Below are 24053 nucleotides of genomic sequence, written 5' to 3' on the forward strand. Positions count from 1 at the left end.
AATTGAGGGAGCGTCCCTGCTCGATATGGCTGTGTAGAGCCCTGGCAAAAAAAGGCTTCGTCGAATCAATTGTTATAATATAACATGACATTTTATTTCCAACGATGGACCTGCTCATGAACGCGTTGACGCTGCCGGATATCGCCGCGCAGTCATCCCGGCAAGCCTTGCCCCTTGAGTGGGTGGGCATGTGCGGCATTGCTCTACCTGTCGCAATCGACGGCCAGCGCCTCAGCGCCACAGCCGACGCCGGGGTCAGCCTCGACGACGGTGAAGCGCGAGGCATTCACATGTCACGCCTGTACCTGGCCCTGGAGCGCCTGCAACAGCAGGACCTGACGCCGGCGCTGATCCGCGATGTCCTGCAACAATTCCTCGACAGCCATGACGGGCTGTCCAGCAGTGCCTACCTGCGCATCCACACCGACCTGCTGCTCAAGCGCCCGGCGCTGGTCAGTCCGCTGGCTGGCTGGAAAACCTATCCCGTCAGTGTGTTAGCCGAACTGAAAGGCGGAGTGTTCCACGTGGAACTTAAAATTGACGTGGCCTACTCCTCCACCTGCCCGTGCTCGGCCGCCCTCGCCCGCCAGTTGATCCAGCAGCAGTTCAACCAGGACTTCGCCAACCAGCCACTGGACCCTGGCAAGGTGCTGAACTGGCTCGGCAGTACCCAAGGCATCGTCGCTACGCCTCATAGCCAGCGCAGCATTGCACACCTGCAAATCCGGCTTGATGAAACAACGTATCGGTTTCCCTTCGAGGACCTGATCAATGCAGCCGAGGCCTCACTCGGCACCGCCGTGCAGACCGCCGTGAAACGTGCCGACGAGCAGGCCTTTGCCCTCGCCAATGGCCAGAACCTGATGTTCTGCGAAGACGCGGCACGCCGCCTGAACCTGGCGCTCCAGCGGTCGGACGCGGTGCAGGGTTTCCAGCTGCGAGTGGTCCACGCCGAAAGCCTGCACGCCCATGACGCCGTGGCCGAGAGCCGCTGGAACTGGAGGCCGGCATGATCCGCTGCCAGGCCCTGCGCTGGGGCCCGCCCGGCCAGCCGCTGACGCCAGCGGTGGATTTCGAACTGGCGACCGGCAGCCTGACGGCGGTGATCGGTGCCAACGGCACCGGCAAGAGCAGCCTGCTGAAAGTCCTCGCCGGGTTGCAGAAACCGCTGGCCGGCAAGGTGCACCTGGATGTTCCACGCCGCGGCGGCTTGTCGTTCCTGCCGCAACAGCAGCACCTCGACCGCCAGTTCCCGATCAACCTGCAGGAACTGGTGGCTGCCGGACTCTGGGGTATCAAGCTGACGCCAGCTCAGCGTAACGAACGCCTGCAGGCGGTGATCGCCGACTGGAATCTCGCCGGCCTGGAGCAACGACCGTTGATGGCCTTGTCCGGTGGTCAACTGCAACGTGCCCTGCTCGCCCGCCTGAGCCTGGCCGAAGCACCGCTGCTGTTGCTCGACGAACCCCACGCCGCGCTCGACGAGGAAGGCCAGGCGCTGCTGTGGGAGCACATCCATGCCTGGCACGCGGCGGGGCGCACCCTGGTGGTGGTCTGTCATGACCTCGCCGCCGTCCGCCAGCACATTCCCGATGCCTTAAGGATCAAGGACAGCGGTTGCCTCCTCGCGCCAAGCCGCGAGCTGATCGTGCAACAACCGATCACGCAGGTGGCCTGATGGTGATGTTCGTCCAACACCTGTGGCAACCCTTCCACGACTTCGTTTTCATGCGCCGCGCCCTGCTCGGTGGCCTGGTCCTGGCCTGCAGCACCGCGCCGCTGGGGGTGTTCCTGATCCTGCGACGCATGAGCCTGATCGGTGACGCGGTGGCTCACGGTATCCTGCCCGGGGCCGCCATCGGCTTCTGGATCGCCGGCCTGAGCCTGCCAGCACTGACCCTCGGCGGCCTCGGGGCCGGCATGGGCATGGCCGGTCTGTCGGCCTGGATCACCCGCCGCACCGGCCTGCGCGAAGACGCCAGCCTGGCGGCGATCTATCCGATCTCACTGGCCAGCGGCGTGTTGCTGCTGGGCATCGCCGGCAAGCGCCTGGACCTCCTGCACCTGCTGTTCGGTTCGGCGCTGGCAGTGGACGGTCCGACCCTGACCGGCATGCTCTGGGTCTGCGGTGTCAGCCTGCTGCTGCTCGCGGCGATCTACCGGCCACTGATGCTCGACACCCTCGACCCCCTGTTCCTGCAAACCGTCAGCCGTCTCGGCCCGCTGGCCCACGGGGTGTTCCTGACCCTGGTGGTGCTCAACCTGGTGATCGGGTTCCAGGCCATCGGCGCGCTGATGGTGGTCGGCCTGATGATGCTGCCGGCGATCGCCTCGCGCTTCTGGAGTCGCCGCCTGCCGGTGCTGATGCTGATCGCCGCGTTGCTCGGCTGCATTTCGGTCAGCGTCGGCCTGCTGCTGTCGTTCTACTACTCGCAGCCCAGCGGCCCGGCCATCGTGCTGGTCGCCGGTTGCCTGTACCTGCTGTCCGTGGTCTTCGGTCCGGTGCACGGGCTGTTGCGCCGCCCGCCCCTGCCATCCCAATGAGGTGTCACCCGATGCGCGCTTTACTCGTACTGTTCAGCTCCGTGCTGGCCCTGTCGTTGCCGCTGTCCAGCGCCCAGGCCGCTGAGAAGCTGCCGGTGGTTGCCAGTTTCAGTATCCTGCGGGACATCACCCAGCAGATCGGCGGCGACCATATCCAGGTCACCGCGATGGTCGGCCCGGACGCCGACGCCCACACCTACGAACCCACCCCGGATGACGCCCAGGCGCTGCTCAAGGCCAAGCTGATCGTCAAGAACGGCCTGGAGTTCGAACCCTGGCTCGACCGCCTGGTGACCAGCACCGAGACCAAGGCCCCGGTGGTCACCGCCAGCAAGGGCGTGCTCTCGCACACCATGGAAGAGGACGGCGAAACCGTTCCCGATCCGCACGCCTGGCACAACCTGGCGAACGCCGAGCTGTACGTGAACAACATCACCAAGGCGCTGATCCAGGTCGACCCGGCGCACAAGGATGACTACACCCGCAACAGCCAGGACTACCTGAAGCAGATCTACCGCCTGCTGGCCGAAGCCAAGATCAAGCTCGGCAACCTGCCGGCCGGCAACCGCCGCATCGTCACCTCCCATGACGCCTTCGGCTACCTGGGCCAGGCCTATGGCATCCAGTTCATGGCACCCCAGGGCCTGTCCACCGAGCGCGAGCCGTCGGCCGCCGAAGTCGCCGAACTGATCCGGCAGATCCGCAAGGACAAGGTCAAGGCGGTGTTCATGGAGAACATCAAGGACGCTCGCCTGCTCAAGCAGATCGCCGACGAAAGCGGCGCGAAGATCGGCGGCACGCTGTACTCCGATGCCCTGGCGACCGAAGGCCCGGCCAGCACCTTCATCGGTCTGTTCGAATACAACATGAACACCCTGCACGCGGCGCTGAGCCAATGATCGCCCGGCCACCCTTGTCGATGCTCGATCTGGAGAGCGCCGCCCTGGGTAGCCGCTGGCCGCTCACCGCCGTGCTCGACGCCTTGCCGTGGAACGACGACGGCCTGATCGCCGCCATCGCCCAGCAGCACGACACCGGCGAGGTGCTGATGCTGGCCTGGATGAACCGCCAGGCCCTGGCCGAAACCCTCGAGCGCGGCCAGGTCTGCTACTGGTCGCGCTCGCGTCGCCAGCTGTGGCGCAAGGGCGAGAGCTCCGGGCATCGCCAGCGCCTGGTCGAGGCCCGCCTCGATTGCGACGGCGACGCCGTCCTGCTGCTGATCGAGCAGCAGGGCCCGGCCTGTCATACCGGCCGCCCCAGCTGTTTCTACAACGCCATCCGCGATGGCGCGGTGCACGTCATCAGCGCCCCCCAGGAGACCCCTGCATGATCCGCAAGAACCCTTCCGGCGACCTGCCGGTCATCGCCGAATCCGCCTACGTGGACAAGACCGCGATCATCTGCGGCAAGGTGGTGATCGGCGACAACGTCTTCGTCGGCCCCTATGCGGTGATCCGCGCCGACGAGGTCAACGAGCGCGGCGAGATGGACCCGATCATCATCGGCGCCAACTCCAACATCCAGGACGGCGTGGTGATCCACTCCAAGTCCGGCGCAGCCGTGACCATCGGCGAGTTCAGTTCCATCGCCCACCGCTCGATCGTCCACGGCCCCTGCACGGTTGGGAACCGGGCGTTCATCGGCTTCAACAGCGTGCTGTTCAACTGCGTGGTCGGCGACGGCAGCGTGGTGCGACACAACTCGGTGGTCGACGGCCGCGACCTGCCGCCAGGCTTCTACGTACCGTCCACCACCCGCATCGGGCCCCATACCGACCTGTCGCAATTCCCGCCGGTCAGTGTCAGCGCCTCGGAATTCTCCGAGGACGTGGCACGCACCAACGTCGACCTGGTCCGGGGCTACAAGGCCCTGCAGAACGAGTTCTGAACATGGCCAGCCTGCTGATCCGCAATGCCCGCGTGGTGAACGAGGGTCGCCAGTTCGATGCCGATGTGCGGGTGATCAACGGCCGCATCGACAGCATCGCCCCAGAGATCGGCAACGCCAGCGCCGATGTGGAAATCGATGCCGGCGGAGACTGGCTGCTGCCCGGGATGATCGACGACCAGGTGCATTTCCGCGACCCGGGTGCGCCAGCCAAGGGCAGCATCCACAGCGAATCGCGCGCGGCGGTGGCCGGTGGCATCACCAGCTACATGGACATGCCCAACACCCGTCCGGCGACCCTGACCCTCGATGCCCTTGCCGACAAAAAACGCCGGGCGGCGAGCGCCTCGGTGGCCAACTACGGTTTCCACTTCGGCGTCAGCCACGACAACCTCGACACCGTGGCCGCTCTCGACCCGCGCCAGGTGGCCGGGGTCAAGGTGTTCATGGGCGCGTCCACCGGCAACATGCTGGTGGATGATCCGCAGATCCTCGAGCGGCTGTTCGCCGAGGTGCCGACGATCCTGCTGGCCCATTGCGAACATACGCCGACCATCGACACGCGCCTGAAGAACCTCAAGGAGCTGCTGGGCGGCATGATTCCGCCAGCCGCCCATCCACTGATCCGCAATGCCGAGGCCTGCTACCGCTCCTCGTCTCTGGCGGTGGAACTGGCGAGAAAACATGGCACCCGCCTGCACGTGCTGCACCTGACCACCGAGCGCGAACTGGAGCTGTTCGAAAACAAGCCGCTGGGCGAAAAGCTGATCACCGCCGAAGTCTGCCTGCACCACCTGCTGTTCGACGACCGTGACTACCCACGCCTGGGCAACCGGATCAAGTGCAATCCGGCGATCAAGCACCCGTCCGACCGCGACGCGCTGCGCAAGGCACTGTTGAGCAACCGCCTGGATGTGATCGGCAGCGATCACGCACCGCATACCTGGGAAGAAAAGCAGCGCCCCTATGAGGAAGCACCCTCCGGCCTGCCGCTGGTGCAGCACGCGCTGCCGGCGCTGATGGAGCTGGTGGCGGACAAGGTGCTGCCACTGACCACCCTGGTGGAGAAGACCAGCCACCGGGTCGCCGACCTGTTCGCCATCGCCGAACGCGGCTACCTGCGCGAGGGCTACTGGGCCGACCTGGTCCTGCTCAATCGCCAGCCTCAGCCACGCCCGGTGGGTGGCGAGCCGATCCTCTACGAGTGCGGCTGGACGCCCTTCGTCGAGCACCGTTTCCGTCACCACGTGCGCACCACCGTGGTCAGCGGGCAACTCGCCTGGCATGCCGGGCAGCTTCAAGACGGCTGCCAGGGCCTGCCCCTGCAGTTTCTCCGTTGATCCCCCCTCTCAGCGACCGAGGTCCCCAGCCATGATCCGCATCACCCTCCCCGACGGCTCGCAACGCGAATACGACCAGCCACTGTCGGTCTTCGAAGTGGCTGCCAGCATCGGCGTCGGCCTTGCCCGGGCAGCGGTGGCCGGCCGGGTCGACGGCGTGCTGGTCGACTGCGACACCCTCATCGAGCGGGATGCGCGGGTGAGCATCGTCACCCCGCGCGACGACGAAGGCCTGGAGATTCTCCGCCACTCCTGCGCGCACCTGCTGGCCATGGCGGTCAAGCAGCTCTATCCCTCGGCCCAGGTCACCATCGGCCCGGTGATCGAGGACGGGTTCTTCTACGACTTCGCCTACGAACGGCCCTTCACGCCCAAGGACCTGGAACTGATCGAAGCGCGGATGCAGGCCCTGGCCGCGACCAACCACTCGGTGCGCCGTCGCACCCTGCCGCGCGACGCGGCCATCGCCCACTTCGAGAACCTGGGCGAGCACTACAAGGCCGAACTGATCCGCGCCATTCCCGAAGGCGAAACCCTGTCGCTGTACCGCCAGGGTGATTTCGAGGACTTGTGCCGCGGGCCGCACGTACCGTCGACCGGCATCCTGCAAGCATTCAAGCTGACCAAGGTGGCCGGCGCCTACTGGCGCGGCGACGCCAGCCATGCGCCGCTGCAGCGCATCTACGGCACCTGCTGGGCCCGGCCCGCGGATCTCAAGGCCTACCTCACGCGCCTGGAGGAAGCCGGCAAGCGCGATCACCGCAAGCTCGGCACCCAACTGGACCTGTTCCACTTCGACGACTGCGCACCGGGCTCGGTGTTCTGGCACGCCAAGGGCTGGACGCTGTTCCAGCAACTGATCGGCTACCTGCGCCAGCGCCAGGAACAGGCCGGCTATGTCGAGGTGAATACGCCAGACGTCATGGACCGTGGCCTCTGGGAAACCTCCGGGCACTGGCAGAACTACCGTGATCACATGTTCACCACCACGACCGAGGACGAGCGGGTGTTCGCCCTCAAGCCGATGAACTGTCCGGGCGCGTTGTCGATCTTCGGCCATGGCCTGAAGAGCTACCGCGACCTGCCGCTACGGATCGCCGAGTTCGGCAAGGTCCATCGCTACGAACCCTCCGGCGCCCTGCACGGATTGCTGCGGGTGCGCCATTTCACTCAGGACGATGCCCACATCTTCTGCACCCCGGCGCAGATGCAGGCCGAATGTGAAACAGCGATCGCGCTGGTGTTCGATATCTACCGCGAGTTCGGCTTCAGCGACGTGGTGGTGAAACTCTCCACCCGCCCGCTCAACCGCATCGGCAGCGACGAGACCTGGGACCAGTTGGAAGGCGCACTGATCGGTGCCCTCGGGCGGATGGACATCGACTATCGGATCAACCCCGGCGAAGGCGCCTTCTACGGACCGAAGCTGGAGTTCGTGCTGCGCGATGCCATCGGCCGCGACTGGCAGTGCGGGACGCTGCAGGTCGACCTCAACCTGCCGGAGCGTTTCGACATCGGCTACATCGGCGAGAACGGCGAACGCCAGCGGCCGGTGATGCTGCACCGGGCGCTGTTCGGTTCGCTGGAGCGCTTCATCGGGATCCTCATCGAACACTACAGCGGTGCCCTGCCGCTGTGGCTGTCACCCTGCCAGGCGGTGGTGCTGAACATCAGCGAAGGACAGGCCGACTATGCCCAGGAGCTGACCCGGCAACTCAAGGCCCATGGCCTGCGCGCGGTGGCGGATCTGCGCAACGAGAAGATCGGCTACAAGATTCGCGAGCACAGCCTGCAGAAAGTGCCCTACCTGCTGGTGGTCGGCGAGAAGGAGAAGGCTGCGGGGCTGGTCAGCGTGCGCAGCCGGACGGGAGAGGACCTGGGGACGATGACGGTCGAGGCGTTGCTGCAGCATCTCGATCTCTGAAGCTGTAACACCGAACCCGTGGGAGCCGGCGGTCTTTAGACTCTCGCCGATGAATGGCCAAGCAGGCTCACGGGAAGTCCAGCAGACGCCACAGAGCTGTGGGAGCCGGATTTATCCGCGAAGACAGTGGTGAGGCCACTAAAGGCTTCGCGGATGAATCCGGCTCCCACAAGCGTATATAGCAGGCTCGGACACCGAGTGGTGCTGGCACTCAGGACCGCGGTTTCACCGCCCCGCAATCCTGGCCCAGCCAGACGGCCTTGGTGTCCATGCTGCCGTTCTGCTGGATGCCGGTGGCATTGAACGTGCCGCTGACCTTGGTGGTGAACTCGCGATCACTGACGAAATGCGCCGTACCCGCGCCCTGGGCCTTCGGACAGCTGAAGCGGAACTTCCAGTCCGGGCCCTTGCGCTCGGTGATCTGCTGCTGGCAACCGGACTGCGGGTCGGTCAACGGAATCGCCTCGGACGCCACCTGCTGCGGCGTCAGGCACACCCGCACGCCCTGCCCGCCCAGGTTGATGCCCTGCTTTTCCAGGGCGGCGCGCTGCTCCGGCGTGGTGTTCTGCTTGAGCACGCCCAACAGCATGTTGACATCCAGCGACTGGTTCTCGACCTGCACATTGCTGGAGGTCAGCTCCCACAGACCGGGCTGCAGCACTTGTGCCTGGGCGACGGGAATCACGAAGGCACAGGCAATGGCCAGCCCCGGCAGACGAAGGTTCATCGTATAGCTCCTGAAGAAAGGTCCTGCTTAGACGTCAGAATCATGCTTGGGTTGCGTGATGAATTAAATAGCGACAATCGCCTTGGAACATGGTCTGTTAGGGTCTAAGGATTCAGGACCAGGATTTCCCATGGATTTTTTCGGACCCCATGTCTTCGGCTATCTGATAGCCCTTATTCACTCGCTCGGCACGATCGCGGCCATCCACGCGGTGCTGACCGTTCGCACCGCCCAAGGCTCGATCGCCTGGGCACTGTCGCTGGTATTCATCCCCTACCTCACGCTGATTCCCTACCTGGTCTTCGGCCGCAGTACCTTCGACGCCTACATCAAGGCCCGGCGCCAGGCCAACGTGGAAATGCGCAAGGCCATCGCCGACCTGAACTGGCGCCCCTGGGTCGAGGAGGCCCTCGCCGCCCGCAACTCGCAGGCCTACGCGGCGCTGCGGGCGATGCCCAAGCTGGGGCGCATGCCGTGCCTGGCCAACAACCAGGTGCAATTGCTGGTCAACGGCGAAGCCACCTTCGAGGCGATTTTCCAGGCCATCGAACAGGCCCGGCATGCCGTGCTGGTGCAGTTCTTCATCGTCCACGACGACCAGCTCGGCCGGCGCCTGCACAACCTGTTGCGCCAGAAGGCCGGCGAAGGGGTCGAGGTCTACCTGCTCTACGACGGCATCGGCAGCCACGCCCTGCCCCACGATTACGTCGACAGCCTGCGCGAGGGCGGTGTCCGGGTGAAGGCCTTCGCCACCCGCAGTGGCTGGCTCAATCGCTTCCAGGTGAATTTCCGCAACCACCGCAAGGTGGTGGTGGTCGACGGGCTGGTCGGTTTCGTCGGCGGGCACAACGTCGGCGACGAATACCTGGGGAGCAAGCCACCCCTGTCCCCCTGGCGCGACACCCATGTGCAGGTCAGCGGCCCGGTGGTGGCCTGCCTGCAGGAATCGTTCGCCGAAGACTGGTTCTGGGCCGCACGCCAGCTGCCACCGCTGATCCTGCCGGACACCTACCCCGACGACGGCGTGCTCTGCCAGTTGCTCGCCAGCGGCCCGGCCGATCCGTTCGAAACCTGCTCGCTGTTTTTCGTCGAGGCGATCCATGCCGCCCGCGAACGGGTGTGGATCACCAGCCCCTACTTCATCCCCGACGAAGCGGTGTCCGCCGCCCTGCGCCTGGCGGTCCTGCGCGGAGTCGACGTGCGCCTGCTGCTGCCCTCGCGGCCCGACCACCGGATCGTCTACGCCGCCTCCAGCCTCTATGCCTTCGAAGCCGTACGGGCCGGGGTCCGGGTGTTCCGCTACGGCCCGGGGTTCCTGCACCAGAAGGTGGTGCTGGTGGACAACGAGATCAGCGCCATCGGCAGCGCCAACCTGGACAACCGTTCGTTCCGGCTGAACTTCGAACTGATGCTGCTGACGGTCGACCCGGCCTTTGCCGGCGAGGTCGAGAGCATGCTGCTCAAGGATTTCGAGCTGGCCCGCGAGGTCACCCACGAAGACAGCCGGGAAACCCACCGCCTGCAACAACTGGGCATGCGTATCGCCCGGCTGATTTCGCCGATTCTGTAACGGGAAGGACGATTTTCAGATCACTGTAGGAGCATTCCGAAAGGCTGCCACGGCCCTGCGATCGACACCGAGGGTCTTTTAAGCTCGGGGTTTCGCCGAACCATCTTCCGGAGGCCCCCCGATGAAGTTCACGTCTGGCAGTTCCAATACCCCACCGTCGATCAGCGTCGAATTCGGCAAGCCCAGCCATGTCCATCACCTGCACTACCAGGTGCTCTACAAGGACAAGCCCTTCGAGGAAGCCGCCCTCTACTACTACGACAACGGCCTGTACAAGATCGTCTCGCCGGGCGAGGAGCACTATGGCGTCTACGTGGTGAGGGGCAGCTTCGACGATCTGCGCTATGCCATCAGCTACATCTCGCTGCCCTCCAGCGACTGGTATGGCAATGTCGCCCAGCACGACCTGAGTTTCGACCGGGAGACCGCCACCTTCGAGCAGCAGGCCCTCCTGCCTTCGGACCAGAACGTACCGCGCCAACACGGCCACTATCGACTGGAGAGCAACCCGGTCGCCGACCCCCGCCCACTCAAGTGGTAGGCGGATAGTCAGCGGTAGAGGTCGCCGCGGGTCCAGGGCAGGTTGTGGCCGCCGTTGGACAATGGCTTCACCGCGAGGATCTGGTGCAGGTTGATCCAGCCCTTCTCGAAGGCGTAGGCGCAGCCGGCCAGGTACAGTCGCCAGATCCGCAGGGCCTTGTCCGGCACCAGCTTGCCCGCGGCCTCCAGGTGGCTTTCCAGGCGCTGGCTCCAGATGTTCAGGGTCCTGGCGTAGTGCAGGCGCAGGCTTTCGACGTCGACCACCTCCAATCCGGCTTCGCTGACGAAGGCCGAGATCATCGACAGGTGCGGCAGCTCGCCATTGGGAAACACGTAGCGGTCGATGAAATCACCGGCCCCGCGCCCGACCGGACGGCCGTCGACGTGCCGGGCGGTGATGCCATGGTTCATCACCAGGCCTCCCTCGCGCACCGCGCCGAACAGGATATTGGCGTATTGCTGCAGGTTGGCGTGGCCGACGTGCTCGAACATGCCGACGCTGACCACCTTGTCGAAGCGGCCGTCCTGCGGCAGGTCGCGATAGTCGAGCAACTGCAGGTCGACCTTGTCCTGCAGGCCTTCGGCGGCGACCCGCTCCCTGGCCAGCGCCAGCTGCTCCTTGCTCAGGGTGATACCGAACACCTTGACCCCGAACTCCCGCGCGGCGAAGCGCGCCAGGCCGCCCCAGCCACAGCCGACATCCAGCAGGTATTCGCCCGGTTGCAGGCGCAGCTTGCGGCACAGGTGGCGGAACTTGGCCTGCTGGGCTTCTTCCAGGCTGGCGTCGCCTCGTTCGAAGTAGGCGCACGAATAAACCATGTCGCGGTCCAGCCACAGCTGGTAGAACGAGTTGGACAGGTCGTAGTGGTAGGAAATCGACGCCGCGTCGGTTTCCTTGTCATGGGACAGGCGCTGTGCAGGATGATCCCCTTCGTCCTCCAACAGTGCCTGACTCAACTCGTCGCAGACCCGTACGACTTCACTGATCGGTCCTTCGAGTTCCAGCTTGCCCTCGACGAACGCGCTGCCGAGCAGGTCCAGCGTCGGATGGCTGAATTGCGCGACCAGTTGCGGGTCCTTCACGGTGATGGTGATGCTGGGCTGCGGCCCGAGGTCGAATTGATGGCCGTCCCAGAGTTTCAGGCGCAGCGGTAGCTGAAGATTCTGTAAGGCCGGTGGAAGTTGCGCGAGCATGAGTGGTCCCCCCCTTGTTTCAGAAGTCTGATTAAAGGGTAGCGCATGTACGGGAACTGTCAGGCTATCGGGATGATAGACCCGATTTATGGTGTTTGCCTGCTGGCGCACCACGCCCACACAAGATCGTTCCCACGCTCTGCGCGGGAATGCCTCTCTGGACGCTTGGCGTCCGCTCTTGTGACGCAGAGCGTCACGGGCTGCGTTCCCACGCGGAGCGTGGGTACGATCACGCACTCTGCATGGGAACGATCAATTTATGATGTTTGCCTGCTGGCACACCGCTATCTCCCACAAGATCGTTCCCACGCTCTGCGTGGGAATGCCTCTCTGGACGCTCGGCGTCCGCTCTTGTGACGCAGAGCATCACGGGCTGCGTTCCCACGCGGAGCGTGGGTACGATCACGCACTCTGCATGGGAACGATCAATTTATGATGTTTGCCTGCTGGCGCACCGCTATCTCCCACAAGATCGTTCCCACGCTCTGCGTGGGAATGCCTCTCTGGACGCTTGGCGTCCGCTCTTGTGACGCAGAGCTTCACGGGCTGCGTTCCCACGCGGAGCGTGGGAACGATCAGTGCTCTGCATGGGAACGATCAATTTATGATGTTTGCTTGCTGGCGCACCGCTATCTCCCACAAGATCGTTCCCACGCTCTGCGTGGGAATGCCTCTCTGGACGCTCGGCGTCCGCTCTTGTGACGTGGAGCGTCACGGCTGCGTTCCCACGCGGAGCGTGGGTACGATCACGCGCTCTGCGTGGGAACGATCACGTTTATGGTGTTTGCCTCCTGTCGAGGAGCCAACACGGCTCCTACAGAGGTGAGTGCCCAAGCCCGGAATCACTCGGGGAGCTTGAGCAACGGCTCCTGGAACCGCAGCAACCGCCCGGCATTGCCCAACACCAGCAGGGTGCTGAGGTTGTGCAGCACCGCCGCGATCATCGCCCCCGCCACGCCCAGCCAGCCGAAGGCCGCCGCCGCGACGATCGCCAGGGTCCAGCCGAGGCCGATCACCACATTGACCTGCAGGGTCCGCCGGCACTGGCGGCTCAGGCGCACACAAGTACCCAGGCGGCGCAGGTCGCTGCCGATCAACACCACGTCCGCCGAGGCCAGGGCGATGTCCGCGCCACCTGCGCCCATCGCCACCCCGACCACCCCGGCCTTGAGGGCCAGCGAATCGTTGATGCCGTCGCCCACCACCATCGGTCGGAAGCCGCTGTCGATCTCGCCGAGCACACGCTTTAGCTTGTCCTCAGGCAACGCCTGGGCCACGACATCGCTGACCCCGACCTCCCGCGCCAGGCTGTCGGCCACGCTCTGGCGATCGCCGGTCAGCAGCAGTTGCCGACCGAGGCCCAGCTCGCGCAGCTCACCGAGCGCATGCCGGGCCTCGGGCTTGGTGCTGTCGGCCAGCAGCAGCCAGGCCAGGAAACGACCGTCGAGGGCCAGGCCGGCAATCGGCCCGTCGTGCTCCGGCACCGGCGTGGTGGCGATCGCCAGTTGGCTGAACAACTCCGGCCGCCCCAGCGCCGCCTGGCCCTGGGCGGTCTGGGCAACCACGCCCAACCCCTGGCGCTCGTGCACGTCACTCAATTGGACGGGTTCGGCCGGCTCCACCAGCCCGGCCAGCGCCCGGCTGACCGGGTGGCTGCTGGCCGAACCGAGGCTCGCCGCCAGCCGCAACAGCGGCTCCCGGTCCTTGATCTCGGTCTGCAGCGACTGCAGGCGCAGGCTGCCGTAGGTCAGGGTGCCGGTCTTGTCGACCACCAAGGAGGTCAGGTCGGCCAACTCCTCGAGGAACGCCGAGCTGCGGATCAGGATGCCGTGCCGCGCCGCCACGGCGATCCCGGCAATCGCCGTGGCCGGCGCCGAAAGCACCAGCGCACAGGGACAGGCCGCCACCAGCACCGCCAGCATTGCCTGGGCGTCGTTGGTGATGAACCAGGTGACCGCGGCGATCATCAACACCAGCACCATGTAGCTGCCGGCATAGCGCTCCAGCAGCCGCGTGATCGGCGGCTTGGCCCGTTCGGCGCTCTGCATCAGCGCGATGACCTTGCCCAGGGTCGATTCGTGGCCGGTACGGGTCACTTCGATGCGCAGCAGCCCGTCGAGGTTGATCGCCCCGCCGAACACCTGCACGCCGACACTCGCTTCCAGCGGTACCGATTCACCGGTGATCGGCGCGGTATCGAGGCTGGCCTGGCCGGACAGCACCACGCCGTCGGCCGGCACCCGGTCACCGGCACGGACCTCGACCTGGTCACCAGCCTTGAGCGTGGCGTTGTCCACCTCGATCACGCTGCCATCGGCCTGGACCCGCCGCGCATGGCTGCGGGTCAGCCGGCCGAGGGCGCCGATGGCCTCCTGGGAGCCGATGACACTGCGCTCCTCGAGCACGTGGCCGAAGATCATGATGATCGGCAGCAAGGCGGCGGTCAGCAGGTCGCCAGTGGCCCAGGCACCGAGCATCGCCAGGGCGATCAGTTGGTCGGTGATGCCATGCAGGCTCGGGTAGCGCAGGCTGTACCAGGCCGAGCGCATCACCGGCACCGCCACCAGGACCGAGGCCACGCCCAGCAACAGTTGGCTGACCCCGACCTGACCAGGCGCCAGCCAGCGCCACGCCAGCCCAAGCCCGAGCAGGCCGAGGGCGAGCATCGCCAGCAGCAGTTGGCGCGCCGCGCTGCGCTGTTCGGCGCTGCTCAGCAGGCTGGCCGGCGCAGTGGCCGTGGTCGATGCACTCATTGCTCTGCTCCCTGGATGATCAGGCGGGAATCGTCCCGGGGGTCGACCGTGGTCACCGACCCGGCCTGCTGGAGAATCTTCGGCATGCGCTCGCGATACAGACGCAGCAACAGGCCCGGATCGCTGCCGTCCTGCTGGGCCTTGGCCAGGCTCGCCACCGTCGCCGTATCGGCCTGGGCCTTGGCCAGCCGTTCACTGGCCTGGGCCTTGGCGACCTGCACCAGCCGATCGGCTTCCTGGGTCGCCGACTGGCCGAGCTTGGCCGCTTCGTTATGGGCGTTGGCCACGGCCTTGTCGGCCTGCTGGCTGGCGGTCAGTACCGCGTTGAAGGCGTTCACCGCCGGGCCCGGCAGGCTCGACTGCACGTCGACTCGCGCCACCTCGACGCCAATGCCCTGCCCGCTCGCCGCCAACTCGGCCAGGCGTCGGTTGATCCCCTGCAGCAGATCGCCACGCAGGCGTTCGCGGCGCTCGGCGGCCTGGCTGTCGCTGCCGATCAGCTCCGGCCGGGCGACCAGGATGGTGTCCAGGTCCCGCGCGGCGGTCAGGACCACAGCGCTGCGGGTGACGATCCGGTCGAGCGCCGGCAGTACATGCTCGGCCTGGAGCACGAAGGCATAGGGATCAGTAACCTTGTAGAACACCCGCACATCCAGCTGCACCACACCGGCATCGCCGGTCAGCAGGTAGCCGGAGCCGGCCAGAGCGTCGTTGACCGGCGTCGCCAGGGTCGCCTGGCGATCGGCCTGCAGCGCCGCATCGGAACGCAGCAGCCCTTCGACGCGTCGCTCGATCACCCGGTCCGCTGCCGGCAGGATCACCACCTGCTCGAACGGGCGTGGCCAGGCCAGCAGCAGCCCGGCGTTCTGGATACGTTCCAGCGCCCCGAGGCGCAGAACCACCGCGCGCTCCTGCGGATCGATCTGCCGCACGTTGGAAAAGGCCCAGGCCAGCGCCGCCAGCACGGTGACCCCGTACAGGCCGAGAAACGCAAGGCGCCCGGCCTGGATCCACGGGCTGTCCAGGCCGCTTGTCGGTTCCGGGTGTTCACTCATGGCTGCGACCCGGTCTTGCCATCATGCTTGTCGAGCGCGGTGGGCGGCCCGTCGACCAACACCCGGAACGGTGCCGCGTCGGTGCGCAGGATCAGCTTGGTCCCCGGGGTGACGAGGGTGCCGAGGGTGTCCAGCGAGCGCAGCAGGTTGTACAGCTGCGGCGAACCGGCGTAGGCCCGGCCGTAGATCTGCGCCGCCTCGACCCGCGACTGCGCCTCGATGTCGGCGGCCTTGACCGTCGCATCGGCCTGCAGGATGCGCGCATCGCGTTCGGCGGCGGAGCGGATCTGCGCGGCCTCGCGCTTGCCGACCGCGGTGCGTTCGGTGGCGATGGTCTCCCGTTCGGCCCGCATGCGATCGACGGTGGCCGAGAGCGTGACCGAAGGCAGCGTCAGGCGCTCGACGCCGACCTGCAGGACCTTTACGCCATAGGTCGAGAGCAGTTGCTGGTCGATCTGCTGGCGCAGTTGCGCCTCGAAATCGGCGATGCGCACCTGGCTGGCATCGGTATTGACCAGGCTCGACAGATCGAAGCTGGCCGCAGTGGTCTCCAGTGCCGAACCGACGAAGGTGCGGATCTGCCGTGCCGCCTCGTCCGGCTGGTTCTGCACCGCGCGCATGAAGCGCTCGACGTTCTGCGGATCGCCCTGGACCTGCCAGGCCACGTAGGCCTGGATGATGATGCGCAGGCCATCGCGGGTACCGACATCCTGCAGGCCACTGGAGGTGGTCCGCAGGCGCAGGTCGACCGGAATCGCCGCCTCGAACGGCGCCGGCCAGCGCCAGCCGAGGCCCGGTTCGAGCAGCACCCGCGACGGGTTGCCGAAGCGGGTGATCACCGTCGCCTCGCCGGAACGCACCTGCACCAGGCTCGCCGCCGCGACCGCGAACAGGATCAGCAGCAGTGCCCAGCCCATGCGCCGCCACGGGAACGGCCCGCCACTGCCGGCCTCGCCATGGTGGTGAGGGTGCCCATGATGATGGTGGTGCCCGTGGTGGTGAGCATGACCGGCATGATCGTGGTCGCCGTGATCGTGATGATCGTGGGAATGAGAGTGGGACAGGCTCAAGGGGTGACTCCTGGCTGAACGGCTTTACGCGCGGGCATCGGGTCGGCCGGCGGCGTGAATGAACGCAGATCGATGGTGGGGGCGCTGTTGGCGCCCAGGCGGTGGTCGAGCACCAGCAGCCTGGCCTTGCCCAGCCCCTGGCTCAGTTGCGCCAGGTACTGTTCCAGCACGAACGCCTGGCCGGCCCGGGCATAGGCCTGGCGCTCGGCGCTGAAACGCAGGTCCGCCGCACGGGCAGTGGCCTGCACCTCATGGGCGCTGGCCTGGGCCTGGTCCTGGACGATGCTGGCCTGCAACTGCGCCTGGTTGGCCTGCTCGCTGGCGGCACCGCGCTCGCGGGAAATCAGGGCCTGGGCGCTGATCTGCGCCGCCTGCACCGCGTGATAGGCATTCGCCGCGCCGGCTGGCGGATGAATCGCCTCGACCACCGTGGCAAGGATTTCCACGCCACTGTCCAGGCGCTGCAAATCGGCCTGCACCGCACGACCGATATCATCGGCGAGTGCCGTGCGCTGTTCGCCGAGCAGGCCATCGAGAGTCCGCGAGGCGAAATCATGGACCAGCACCCGGCTGGCGGTGCTGCGGATCAGCGTCGGCACATCGGCGCTGTTGTAGGTGGCGGCCAGCGCGGCCTGGTCGCTCAGGCCGATACGGTAGACAAAACGCACGTCCATGTTGACCACCTGGAAGCCCTGGCGGTCACCGCTGCTGCTGGCGATCACCTGGGATTTCTCGTTCACGTGGCTGGCGTCCCACAGGCGGTTGGCGCTGGCCGGCGCCTCGCCCTCGGCGGGATCGGGTAGCGCGGGCGCCGCCGCATCGACGCTGGTCGCCAACTCGTGGACGACACCATTCTCCACCGCCAGCACCCGTCCCAATGGCCATGGCAGGCCGACGTGCAGCCCGGGGCCGAAAACCTCCACCGGCTTGCCGAAACGCTCGTAGATGCCGCGCCCCTGCAACGGCACCTCGCTGACTCCGCTCAACAGCCAGCCGACCGCCAGCACCACCAGCAGCACCGGCGCGAACGCCCGGCGCATGTAGCTGAAGGCCCAGACCTGGCGCAGGTCGATACCGAAGCGGTTGTGCAGCTCATCCTGCAGCGCCAGCAATGGCTGTGGCGGCCAGCGCAGCAGGCCGGCGATGAAGCTGGTCGCCACCAGCCGCGGCTCCAGGCTATCGCGCCGCGGACTGAACAAAGACAGCACGGCCCGCAACAGCAGCTCCGCCGCCACCAGTGCCGGCAACAGGCCGATCAGCGTCAGCAGGCGCACCGGCCAGAGGTTTTGCGGTCCACTGAACAACAGGCACAGGGCACTGGCCACCTGCACGCCGATTGCCACCCGGACGAGCTGGGCCAGGGCCTCGGCTTCCGGCCATTCGGCGGCATGCGCCTGGGCCAGCTGGCGCTCCAGCACCAGCAGGGCAAACGCCAGCAACAGGCCCAGCGCTGCCGCCACGGAGCCGCTCAGGCCCAGGCTCGCGCCGGCCAATGCCAGGTTCCAGGTCTGCTCGACACTCACCAGTGCCAGCAAGGCCCAGCCGGCGAGCCACAGCGTCGCCGGGCCGATCTGCGCCAGGGCGTTGCGCCACAGGCGGTCCAGCCGCGCCAGCAGGCGCTCGTAGGCACCCTCCGGCTCGGCCGGCGCGGGCGCGGACGGCTCGACTTCACCGGGCACCCTGGCCTGCTCGCGCCAACGCGCCACGCCCGCCGCCGACTGCAAGGTCGCGACCAGCACCAGCAAGGCGGCAGCGTTATTGTTCAGCAGGGTCGGCCAGATCGACGCCGGGGCGAACAGCCCGACGAAGAACCCCAGCACCAGGCCGCTGAGCGCCAGCACCGTCAGGCCGATGCCCAGGCGCCGCAGTTGTCGGGCCTGCACGCCCGCCCGTTGGAAGCGTGGCAGGCTGTCGAGGTCGGCCTCCAGCGCTTCAAGATCCACTCGCATGTCCACTCCAGACCCGGCGCAGCCACCGAGGTCATTCATCACTAAAAGAGCCGGTCTCCCGGTGCGACGTCAGGCCATGGCGTCACCGGGCACCTTCACCCTGAAACATTTAGTTACCTTATAACAGAAAGGGTGAATTTTTCGTCCGCCAGGGCGTTTTTTGTAGTGCGTCAGCAGGTCCGGCCAGCGCTGTGAGCCCTCCCCTGGCGAGACTCGCAACGAAGCCGGGACAAATCCGATTGAACCAGGCAGAAGCTGTTTTCCGGTTTAACTCAAATATCCCAAGACATTACTTACATACACAATATATAAATCCTACAGATAAAACGGCTCTTATAATTATAAACAGCGGCAACGTAACAAAATCCAGCCAGTGTGTGACTTGATTGGCGAATCACCAATGACTAACATCCCGTTATCCGGAACACACTTTTATTATCTTGAAAACGATAAAACTAAAAGTGGAATCTCGGGTAATTACCGAAATCTTGCAATAAAAGACCACAGTGGCTTTACCGCCGGTTGCCCACGCGACAACTCATACTGACGGGTCATCCCTTAAAATAAATACATTGCAATAAATTATAACGACAGGCCAAACGGCAAACACACTTGACACCTCATCGTGCGTGCTGGTGTATCTATCACCAACACTCAGCGCGCACCCCAGCGACGGAGCCGCCATGAGTCGTGATTTGAACCAGTATTGTTTTTTCCAACCGCCTTCCGGGCCTTTCGGCGCCTCCAGCGGAGTCAGTTGCCTGACGATCAACCAACCCGGCTCACGCCTGGCACTGAATAACCTGCTGGATGTGATCAGTCATGAGATACGCCAGGAAGATAACGAGAAAGTCCATCGCCTGACCTTCAGGAGTGGCCAGACCCTCTGCATAAAAGTCGACGCCAACCTGATCACCGTCCGAGGTCCGCGTATCAGCTTCCACAGCGATTCGCGTTATCCACAGGTGACCTACCTGGAAGATCCAGCCCTGAGCAATACTAGCAATAAGCTATCAATTTGACCCCTGCCGTCGCTGAATCCGGGCGCCCCAGCCTGGATTCAGGGTTTGCCCCTTGCTTCGTAGCGGGCCCTTTCCCAGTTTGTTTCTCGAATGTGCATGGCCGCACGGATTTTTAGCCGGAAGCTAATGTCAGCCTCAGTTATTTATGGCAATAATTCGTTCACTTTGCCGATAAACGGTTATGCCTGACATCACCCTTCCGGACCCGAGCCCTCTCAGACAAGGACCGTCGCTTTCATGCCCTCGATCTATCAGCTCAAACCACGCTTCCAGAACCTGTTGCGACCCGTGGTCCAGCGCCTGTTCGACAATGGCACCACCGCCAACCAGGTCACCCTCTGCGCCGCCTTGATTTCCCTGCTGGTTGGCGCGCTGGTGGCGACCTTCGCCCATCACGCCTGGGTTTTCCTGCTCATCCCCTTGTGGATGATCCTGCGCATGGCCCTGAACGCCATCGACGGCATGCTGGCCCGGGAGTTCGGCCAGCAGTCGAAGCTCGGTGCCTACCTCAACGAGCTGTGCGACATCATCGCCGACAGCGCGTTGATCCTGCCGTTTGCCCTGCTGCCCGGGATCAGCCTGCCGGCGGTGTTGCTGGTGACCCTGCTGGCGCTGTTCAGCGAATACGCCGGGGTGATGGCACCGCTGGTCGGCGTCTCGCGTCGCTATGACGGCCCGATGGGCAAGAGCGACCGGGCCTTCGCCCTCGGCGTGATCGCCACCGGGGTCACCTTCGGCCTGCTCCAGCCCCTGTGGATAAACGGCCTGTTCCTGCTGATTGCTGCACTGCTGGTGGTCACGCTGGTCAATCGTGTCCGCCAGGGCCTGAAAGAAGCCAGTTCACAGCTACCTGAATAGAAAGCGGGCCCCATGGGTCCTCCAACGATCTGCGACACGGCACAAGGATATTGCGATGCGCGACGAGCAAACCCAGACCTTCAGTACCCACGATGGCGTCGAGCTGTTCTATCGCCACTGGCCGGCCACCGCACCGGTCGCCGGTGAACCGCGCAAGGCCATCCTGCTGTTCCACCGTGGCCATGAGCACTCCGGGCGCATCGCCCACCTGGTGGACGAACTGGACCTGCCGGAATTCGATTTCTTTGCCTGGGACGCACGTGGCCACGGCCAGTCGCCCGGTGAACGCGGTGACAGCCCGAGCTTTGCCACCAGCGTGCGCGATGTGCAGACCTTCTGCGATCACCTGGGCACGACCTTCGGTATTGCCGAGGAAAACATCGCGGTGGTGGCCCAGAGCGTCGGCGCGGTGATCGTCGCCACCTGGGTGCATGATTATGCGCCGAAGATCCGCGCCCTGGTGCTCGCCTCGCCGGCCTTCAAGGTCAAGCTCTACGTGCCCTTCGCCCGCCCGGGCCTGGCCCTGCTGCGACGCTTTCGCGGCAACTTCTTCGTCAACAGCTACGTCAAGGCCAAGTTCCTCAGCCATGACCCGCAACGCATCGCCTCCTATGACAGCGACCCGCTGATCACCAAGGCGATCTCGGTCAACGTGCTGCTCGGCCTGTACGAGGCCGCCGAGCGGGTGGTCGCCGATGCCAATGCGATCCAGGTGCCGACCCAGGTGCTGATTTCCGGCGCCGACTTCGTGGTCCACCGCAAGCCGCAGGAGCAGTTCTTCCAGCGCCTGGGCAGCCTGCAAAAGGAACTGCACGTGCTGCCGGGGTTCTTCCACGACACCCTCGGCGAACGCGACCGGCACCTGGCGGTCAGCCGGGCCCGACGGTTCATCGAGCAGGGCTTCCTCAGCCCGGTTAACCGCCCGAGCCTGCTCGACGCCGACCGCATCGGCGAAACCTGCGCCGAGTCGGAAGCACTGGCCGCCCCGCTGCCGCACAACTCGCCACGCGACCTGTACTGGCGCCTGACCCGCGCCGGCATGGCCGTGGGCGGCAAGCTGTCGGCCGGGGTCAAGCTCGGCTTCGACACCGGCTTCGACTCCGGCAGCACCCTGGACTATGTCTACCGCAACCAGCCGACCGGACACAGCCCGCTGGGCCGGATGATCGACCAGAACTACCTGAACTCGATCGGCTGGCGTGGCATCCGCCAACGCAAGCTGCATGTCGAGGAACTGCTGCGCCTGGCCATGGCCCGGCTGCGCGAGCAGGGTCGCCAAGTGCGCATCGTCGACATCGCCGCCGGCCACGGGCGCTATATCCTCGAGGCGCTGCAGGGGGTCACGCCGCTGCCGGAATCGATCCTGCTGCGCGACTACAGCGACATCAACGTGCGCGACGGCAGTGCACTGATCGCCGAAAAGGGCCTGGGCGAGATCGCCCGCTTCGTCAAGGGCGACGCCTTCGACCGCGCCGACCTCGCCGCGCTGGAGCCCAAGCCCAGCCTGGCGGTGGTGTCGGGGCTCTACGAGCTGTTCGCCGACAACGGCATGGTCGGCAACTCCCTCGCCGGGTTGGCCGAGGCCTGTGAACCGGGGGCCTACCTGGTCTACACCGGGCAACCCTGGCACCCGCAACTGGAGCTGATCGCCCGTGCGCTGACCAGCCATCGCCAGGGCCAGGCCTGGGTGATGCGCCGACGCAGCCAGGCGGAAATGGACCAGTTGGTGGAAGCCGCCGGGTTCCGCAAGATCACCCAGCGGGTTGATGAATGGGGGATCTTCAGCGTGTCCCTGGCACAACGGGTGCAATGATGGACGCCACCGCGCGCGAGGCCGGCCTGCTCAAGCGCGCCGTGCTCTGGCTGCTTCTGCTGGCACCGCTGTTCTTTGGCAGCTATGGCTTCGCCACCTGGTACACCAGCCAGCGCAGCGACGTCGGCAGCTACGTGTTCGGCTGGGAAAGCCAGATACCGTTCTGGGCCTGGACCATCGTGCCCTACTGGTCGATCGACCTGCTGTACGGCCTGTCGCTGCTGCTGCCGCGCAGCAGGCGCGAGCTGGACCGGCATGCCCTGCGCCTGCTGACGGCGCAGGTCATCGCGGTGTCGTGCTTCCTGCTCTGGCCGCTGACCTTCACCTTCGCCCGGCCGCCGCTGGATGGCCTGTTCGGCTGGCTGTTCGCGGTGCTGGCCGGCTTCGACAAGCCGTTCAACCAGGCGCCGTCGCTGCACATCGCCCTGCTGGTGATCCTCTGGGTCATGTACCGCCGGCATTTCAACGGCGCCTCGCGCTGGCTGGTGCACGGCTGGTTCGCCCTGATCGGCCTCTCGGTGCTGACCACCTATCAACACCACTTCATCGACGTGCCCACCGGCGCCCTGGCCGGCTGGCTGTGCGTTTGGCTGTGGCCGGACGATCGCCCCAGCCCGCTGGCGGTGGCGCGCCTGGCCCGCGATGGGCAGCGCTTGCGCCTGGCGGCGCGCTACGGGCTGGGCGCGGTACTGCTCGCCGTTGCCGCCGGGTATTTCGCCGGAGCCGCGTTGTGGCTGTTCTGGCCGGCGCTGGCCCTGCTGCTGGTGGCCCTCAACTACGCGCTGCTCGGTGCCCAGGGCTTCCAGAAGCGGGTCGATGGCAGCCTGAGCCCCGCTGCCCGCTGGCTGTTCGCACCCTACCGGGCCAGCGCCTGGATCAACTCACGCTTGTGGACAAGAACTCATCCACAGCCCGATCACCTTGTGGATAACCTCTGGCTCGGGCGCCTGCCCAGCCGCGCCGAGCTGCGCGACAGCCCGTTCAAGGCCATCGTCGATCTGTGCGCCGAACTGCCCCTGGCCGCCGAGGGTCGAGCCTACCGGAACATCCCGGTGCTGGACCTGGTCGCGCCGTCCGCCGAACAGTGCCGGGAAGCCGCCCTGAGCATCGAGCAACTGCGCCAGCACGGGCCGCTGCTGGTCTGCTGCGCTCTTGGTTATTCACGCAGCGCCACGGCCGTTGCGGCCTGGCTGCTGTACAGCGGCCGGGCCCGGGAAATCGACGAGGCCCTGGCGCTGATCCGCGCAGCCCGCCCGGACGTGGTCCTGCAGCCGGCGCATCGCCAGGCGCTGGAAGCCATGATCCACCTGCAACCCGGCGAGCCTCCGGCCCGCCTGAGGATCGTCGATGCCCGCTGATATCCCCCTGCATGTCGTCGCCAGCCTGCTGCGCCGGGGCCGCTCGCTGGATCAGTTATCCACAGGGCTGACCCTGCTCGGCGTCCTGCTGGGCCTGGCCCCGCTGCTGATCGGCACGCTCAGCCCCTGGTGCCTGGGCCTCGGCCTGTGGCTGGTGCTGTCGGGGTTGCTGCAGAAATACTGGGCGTTCCGGGTGGCCTTCGACGCCGACCTGTTCCAATTGATGGCCAGCGACCCAAGCGCCCTGGGCGACCGCACCGAAGCGCTGGACACGGCCCTGCAGGACCTTGGCCTGCAACCGCGCCAGGCCCCGAACCGCCCCTGGCGCGAGCGTAGCCGCGGCGCGCTGCGCCTGCTCAAGCGCCAGGCGCTGTGGCTGGCGCTACAGCTCTTCCCGCCCCTGATCGTCATCCTGGCCAGCCCCTGGCTGCCTTTCGCCGGATAAGGAA

Annotated in this window: 21 protein-coding genes; 15 read left to right on the plus strand and 6 right to left on the minus strand. The window is 65.9% G+C overall.

Translation table 11 applies throughout. From position 1 onward, the window contains the following. Positions 1-116: 116 nt before the first annotated feature. The 8 genes from folE2 to thrS are packed head-to-tail and all read left to right on the plus strand — an operon-like array spanning position 117 to position 7695. Positions 117-1013 (plus strand): GTP cyclohydrolase FolE2, encoded by an 897-nt coding sequence (gene folE2 / locus HU752_RS00760; protein ID WP_186683744.1) that lies wholly within the window; start codon positions 117-119, stop codon positions 1011-1013. Next, positions 1010-1678: a metal ABC transporter ATP-binding protein gene (locus HU752_RS00765; protein WP_186683745.1), complete on the plus strand. Its 669-nt coding sequence runs from the start codon at positions 1010-1012 to the stop codon at positions 1676-1678. The genes folE2 and HU752_RS00765 overlap by 4 nt, the downstream gene beginning before the upstream one ends. After that, on the plus strand, positions 1678-2544 hold the full coding sequence (locus HU752_RS00770) for a metal ABC transporter permease (RefSeq protein WP_189656674.1): 867 nt from the start codon (positions 1678-1680) through the stop codon (positions 2542-2544). Before HU752_RS00765 ends, HU752_RS00770 begins: the two co-directional genes overlap by 1 nt. Before the next feature lie 11 nt (positions 2545-2555). Next, complete coding sequence (locus tag HU752_RS00775; protein ID WP_186683746.1) at positions 2556-3443, plus strand: metal ABC transporter substrate-binding protein; 888 nt, start codon at positions 2556-2558, stop codon at positions 3441-3443. After that, positions 3440-3874, plus strand: a complete 435-nt coding sequence (hisI, locus tag HU752_RS00780) for a phosphoribosyl-AMP cyclohydrolase (RefSeq protein WP_186683747.1) — start codon at positions 3440-3442, stop codon at positions 3872-3874. Before HU752_RS00775 ends, hisI begins: the two co-directional genes overlap by 4 nt. Continuing rightward, positions 3871-4431, plus strand: coding sequence for a gamma carbonic anhydrase family protein (locus HU752_RS00785; protein ID WP_186683748.1), 561 nt, complete (start codon positions 3871-3873; stop codon positions 4429-4431). The genes hisI and HU752_RS00785 overlap by 4 nt, the downstream gene beginning before the upstream one ends. Positions 4432-4433: 2 nt before the next feature. Continuing rightward, the gene (locus HU752_RS00790) at positions 4434-5771 is read left to right on the plus strand and encodes a dihydroorotase (protein WP_186683749.1); all 1338 of its coding nucleotides are present in this window, start codon (positions 4434-4436) and stop codon (positions 5769-5771) included. Between the two features lie 31 nt (positions 5772-5802). Then, complete coding sequence (gene thrS, locus HU752_RS00795; RefSeq protein ID WP_186683750.1) at positions 5803-7695, plus strand: threonine--tRNA ligase; 1893 nt, start codon at positions 5803-5805, stop codon at positions 7693-7695. Between the two features lie 211 nt (positions 7696-7906). Here the strand turns inward: thrS and HU752_RS00800 are convergent, their stop codons facing one another. Next, positions 7907-8422, minus strand: a complete 516-nt coding sequence (locus HU752_RS00800; RefSeq protein WP_017903020.1) for a DUF3617 domain-containing protein — start codon at positions 8420-8422, stop codon at positions 7907-7909. Between the two features lie 130 nt (positions 8423-8552). Here HU752_RS00800 and cls point away from each other — a divergent pair, with 130 nt between their 5' ends. Together cls and HU752_RS00810 are read left to right on the plus strand one after the other, a co-directional pair. Continuing rightward, positions 8553-9992, plus strand: coding sequence for a cardiolipin synthase (cls, locus tag HU752_RS00805; protein ID WP_186683751.1), 1440 nt, complete (start codon positions 8553-8555; stop codon positions 9990-9992). A gap of 121 nt (positions 9993-10113) precedes the next feature. Then, positions 10114-10533, plus strand: coding sequence for a hypothetical protein (locus HU752_RS00810; protein WP_186683752.1), 420 nt, complete (start codon positions 10114-10116; stop codon positions 10531-10533). Positions 10534-10541: 8 nt separating this feature from the next. Here HU752_RS00810 and cfaB read toward each other — a convergent pair whose 3' ends face one another. From cfaB to hflK (HU752_RS00835), 5 genes are all read right to left on the minus strand, one after another. Beyond that, positions 10542-11726, minus strand: a complete 1185-nt coding sequence (gene cfaB, locus HU752_RS00815) for a C17 cyclopropane fatty acid synthase CfaB (RefSeq protein ID WP_186683753.1) — start codon at positions 11724-11726, stop codon at positions 10542-10544. An 842-nt stretch (positions 11727-12568) separates the two neighbouring features. Then, positions 12569-14479, minus strand: coding sequence for a cation-translocating P-type ATPase (locus HU752_RS00820; RefSeq protein WP_186686398.1), 1911 nt, complete (start codon positions 14477-14479; stop codon positions 12569-12571). Continuing rightward, positions 14476-15534 carry a protease modulator HflK gene (gene hflK, locus HU752_RS00825; RefSeq protein ID WP_186686401.1) on the minus strand — a complete coding sequence of 353 codons (1059 nt, stop codon included), beginning with the start codon at positions 15532-15534 and terminating at the stop codon, positions 14476-14478. Before hflK (HU752_RS00825) ends, HU752_RS00820 begins: the two co-directional genes overlap by 4 nt. Continuing rightward, positions 15531-16604 (minus strand): protease modulator HflC, encoded by a 1074-nt coding sequence (gene hflC / locus HU752_RS00830; protein ID WP_437182319.1) that lies wholly within the window; start codon positions 16602-16604, stop codon positions 15531-15533. Before hflC ends, hflK (HU752_RS00825) begins: the two co-directional genes overlap by 4 nt. After that, entirely contained in the window at positions 16601-18553 is a 1953-nt protein-coding gene (gene hflK / locus HU752_RS00835) for a protease modulator HflK (RefSeq protein WP_186686404.1), read from the minus strand. The genes hflC and hflK (HU752_RS00835) overlap by 4 nt, the downstream gene beginning before the upstream one ends. A 683-nt stretch (positions 18554-19236) precedes the next feature. Here hflK (HU752_RS00835) and HU752_RS00840 point away from each other — a divergent pair. The 5 genes from HU752_RS00840 to HU752_RS00860 all read left to right on the plus strand — a co-directional run bounded on the left by HU752_RS00840 (position 19237) and on the right by HU752_RS00860 (position 24049). Next, on the plus strand, positions 19237-19575 hold the full coding sequence (locus HU752_RS00840; protein WP_186686407.1) for a hypothetical protein: 339 nt from the start codon (positions 19237-19239) through the stop codon (positions 19573-19575). Positions 19576-19812: 237 nt separating this feature from the next. Continuing rightward, a complete protein-coding gene (locus tag HU752_RS00845) occupies positions 19813-20433 on the plus strand; it encodes a CDP-alcohol phosphatidyltransferase family protein (RefSeq protein WP_186686410.1) in 621 nt (206 codons plus the stop codon). A 55-nt stretch (positions 20434-20488) separates the two neighbouring features. Next, on the plus strand, positions 20489-22246 hold the full coding sequence (locus HU752_RS00850; protein ID WP_186686413.1) for a bifunctional alpha/beta hydrolase/class I SAM-dependent methyltransferase: 1758 nt from the start codon (positions 20489-20491) through the stop codon (positions 22244-22246). After that, positions 22243-23604 carry a phosphatase PAP2/dual specificity phosphatase family protein gene (locus HU752_RS00855; RefSeq protein WP_186686416.1) on the plus strand — a complete coding sequence of 454 codons (1362 nt, stop codon included), beginning with the start codon at positions 22243-22245 and terminating at the stop codon, positions 23602-23604. Before HU752_RS00850 ends, HU752_RS00855 begins: the two co-directional genes overlap by 4 nt. Continuing rightward, positions 23594-24049, plus strand: coding sequence for a hypothetical protein (locus tag HU752_RS00860; RefSeq protein WP_186686419.1), 456 nt, complete (start codon positions 23594-23596; stop codon positions 24047-24049). The genes HU752_RS00855 and HU752_RS00860 overlap by 11 nt, the downstream gene beginning before the upstream one ends. The last annotated feature ends 4 nt before the right edge of the window (positions 24050-24053 follow it).

Source organism: Pseudomonas vanderleydeniana (assembly GCF_014268755.2).
Lineage (GTDB): Bacteria > Pseudomonadota > Gammaproteobacteria > Pseudomonadales > Pseudomonadaceae > Aquipseudomonas > Aquipseudomonas vanderleydeniana.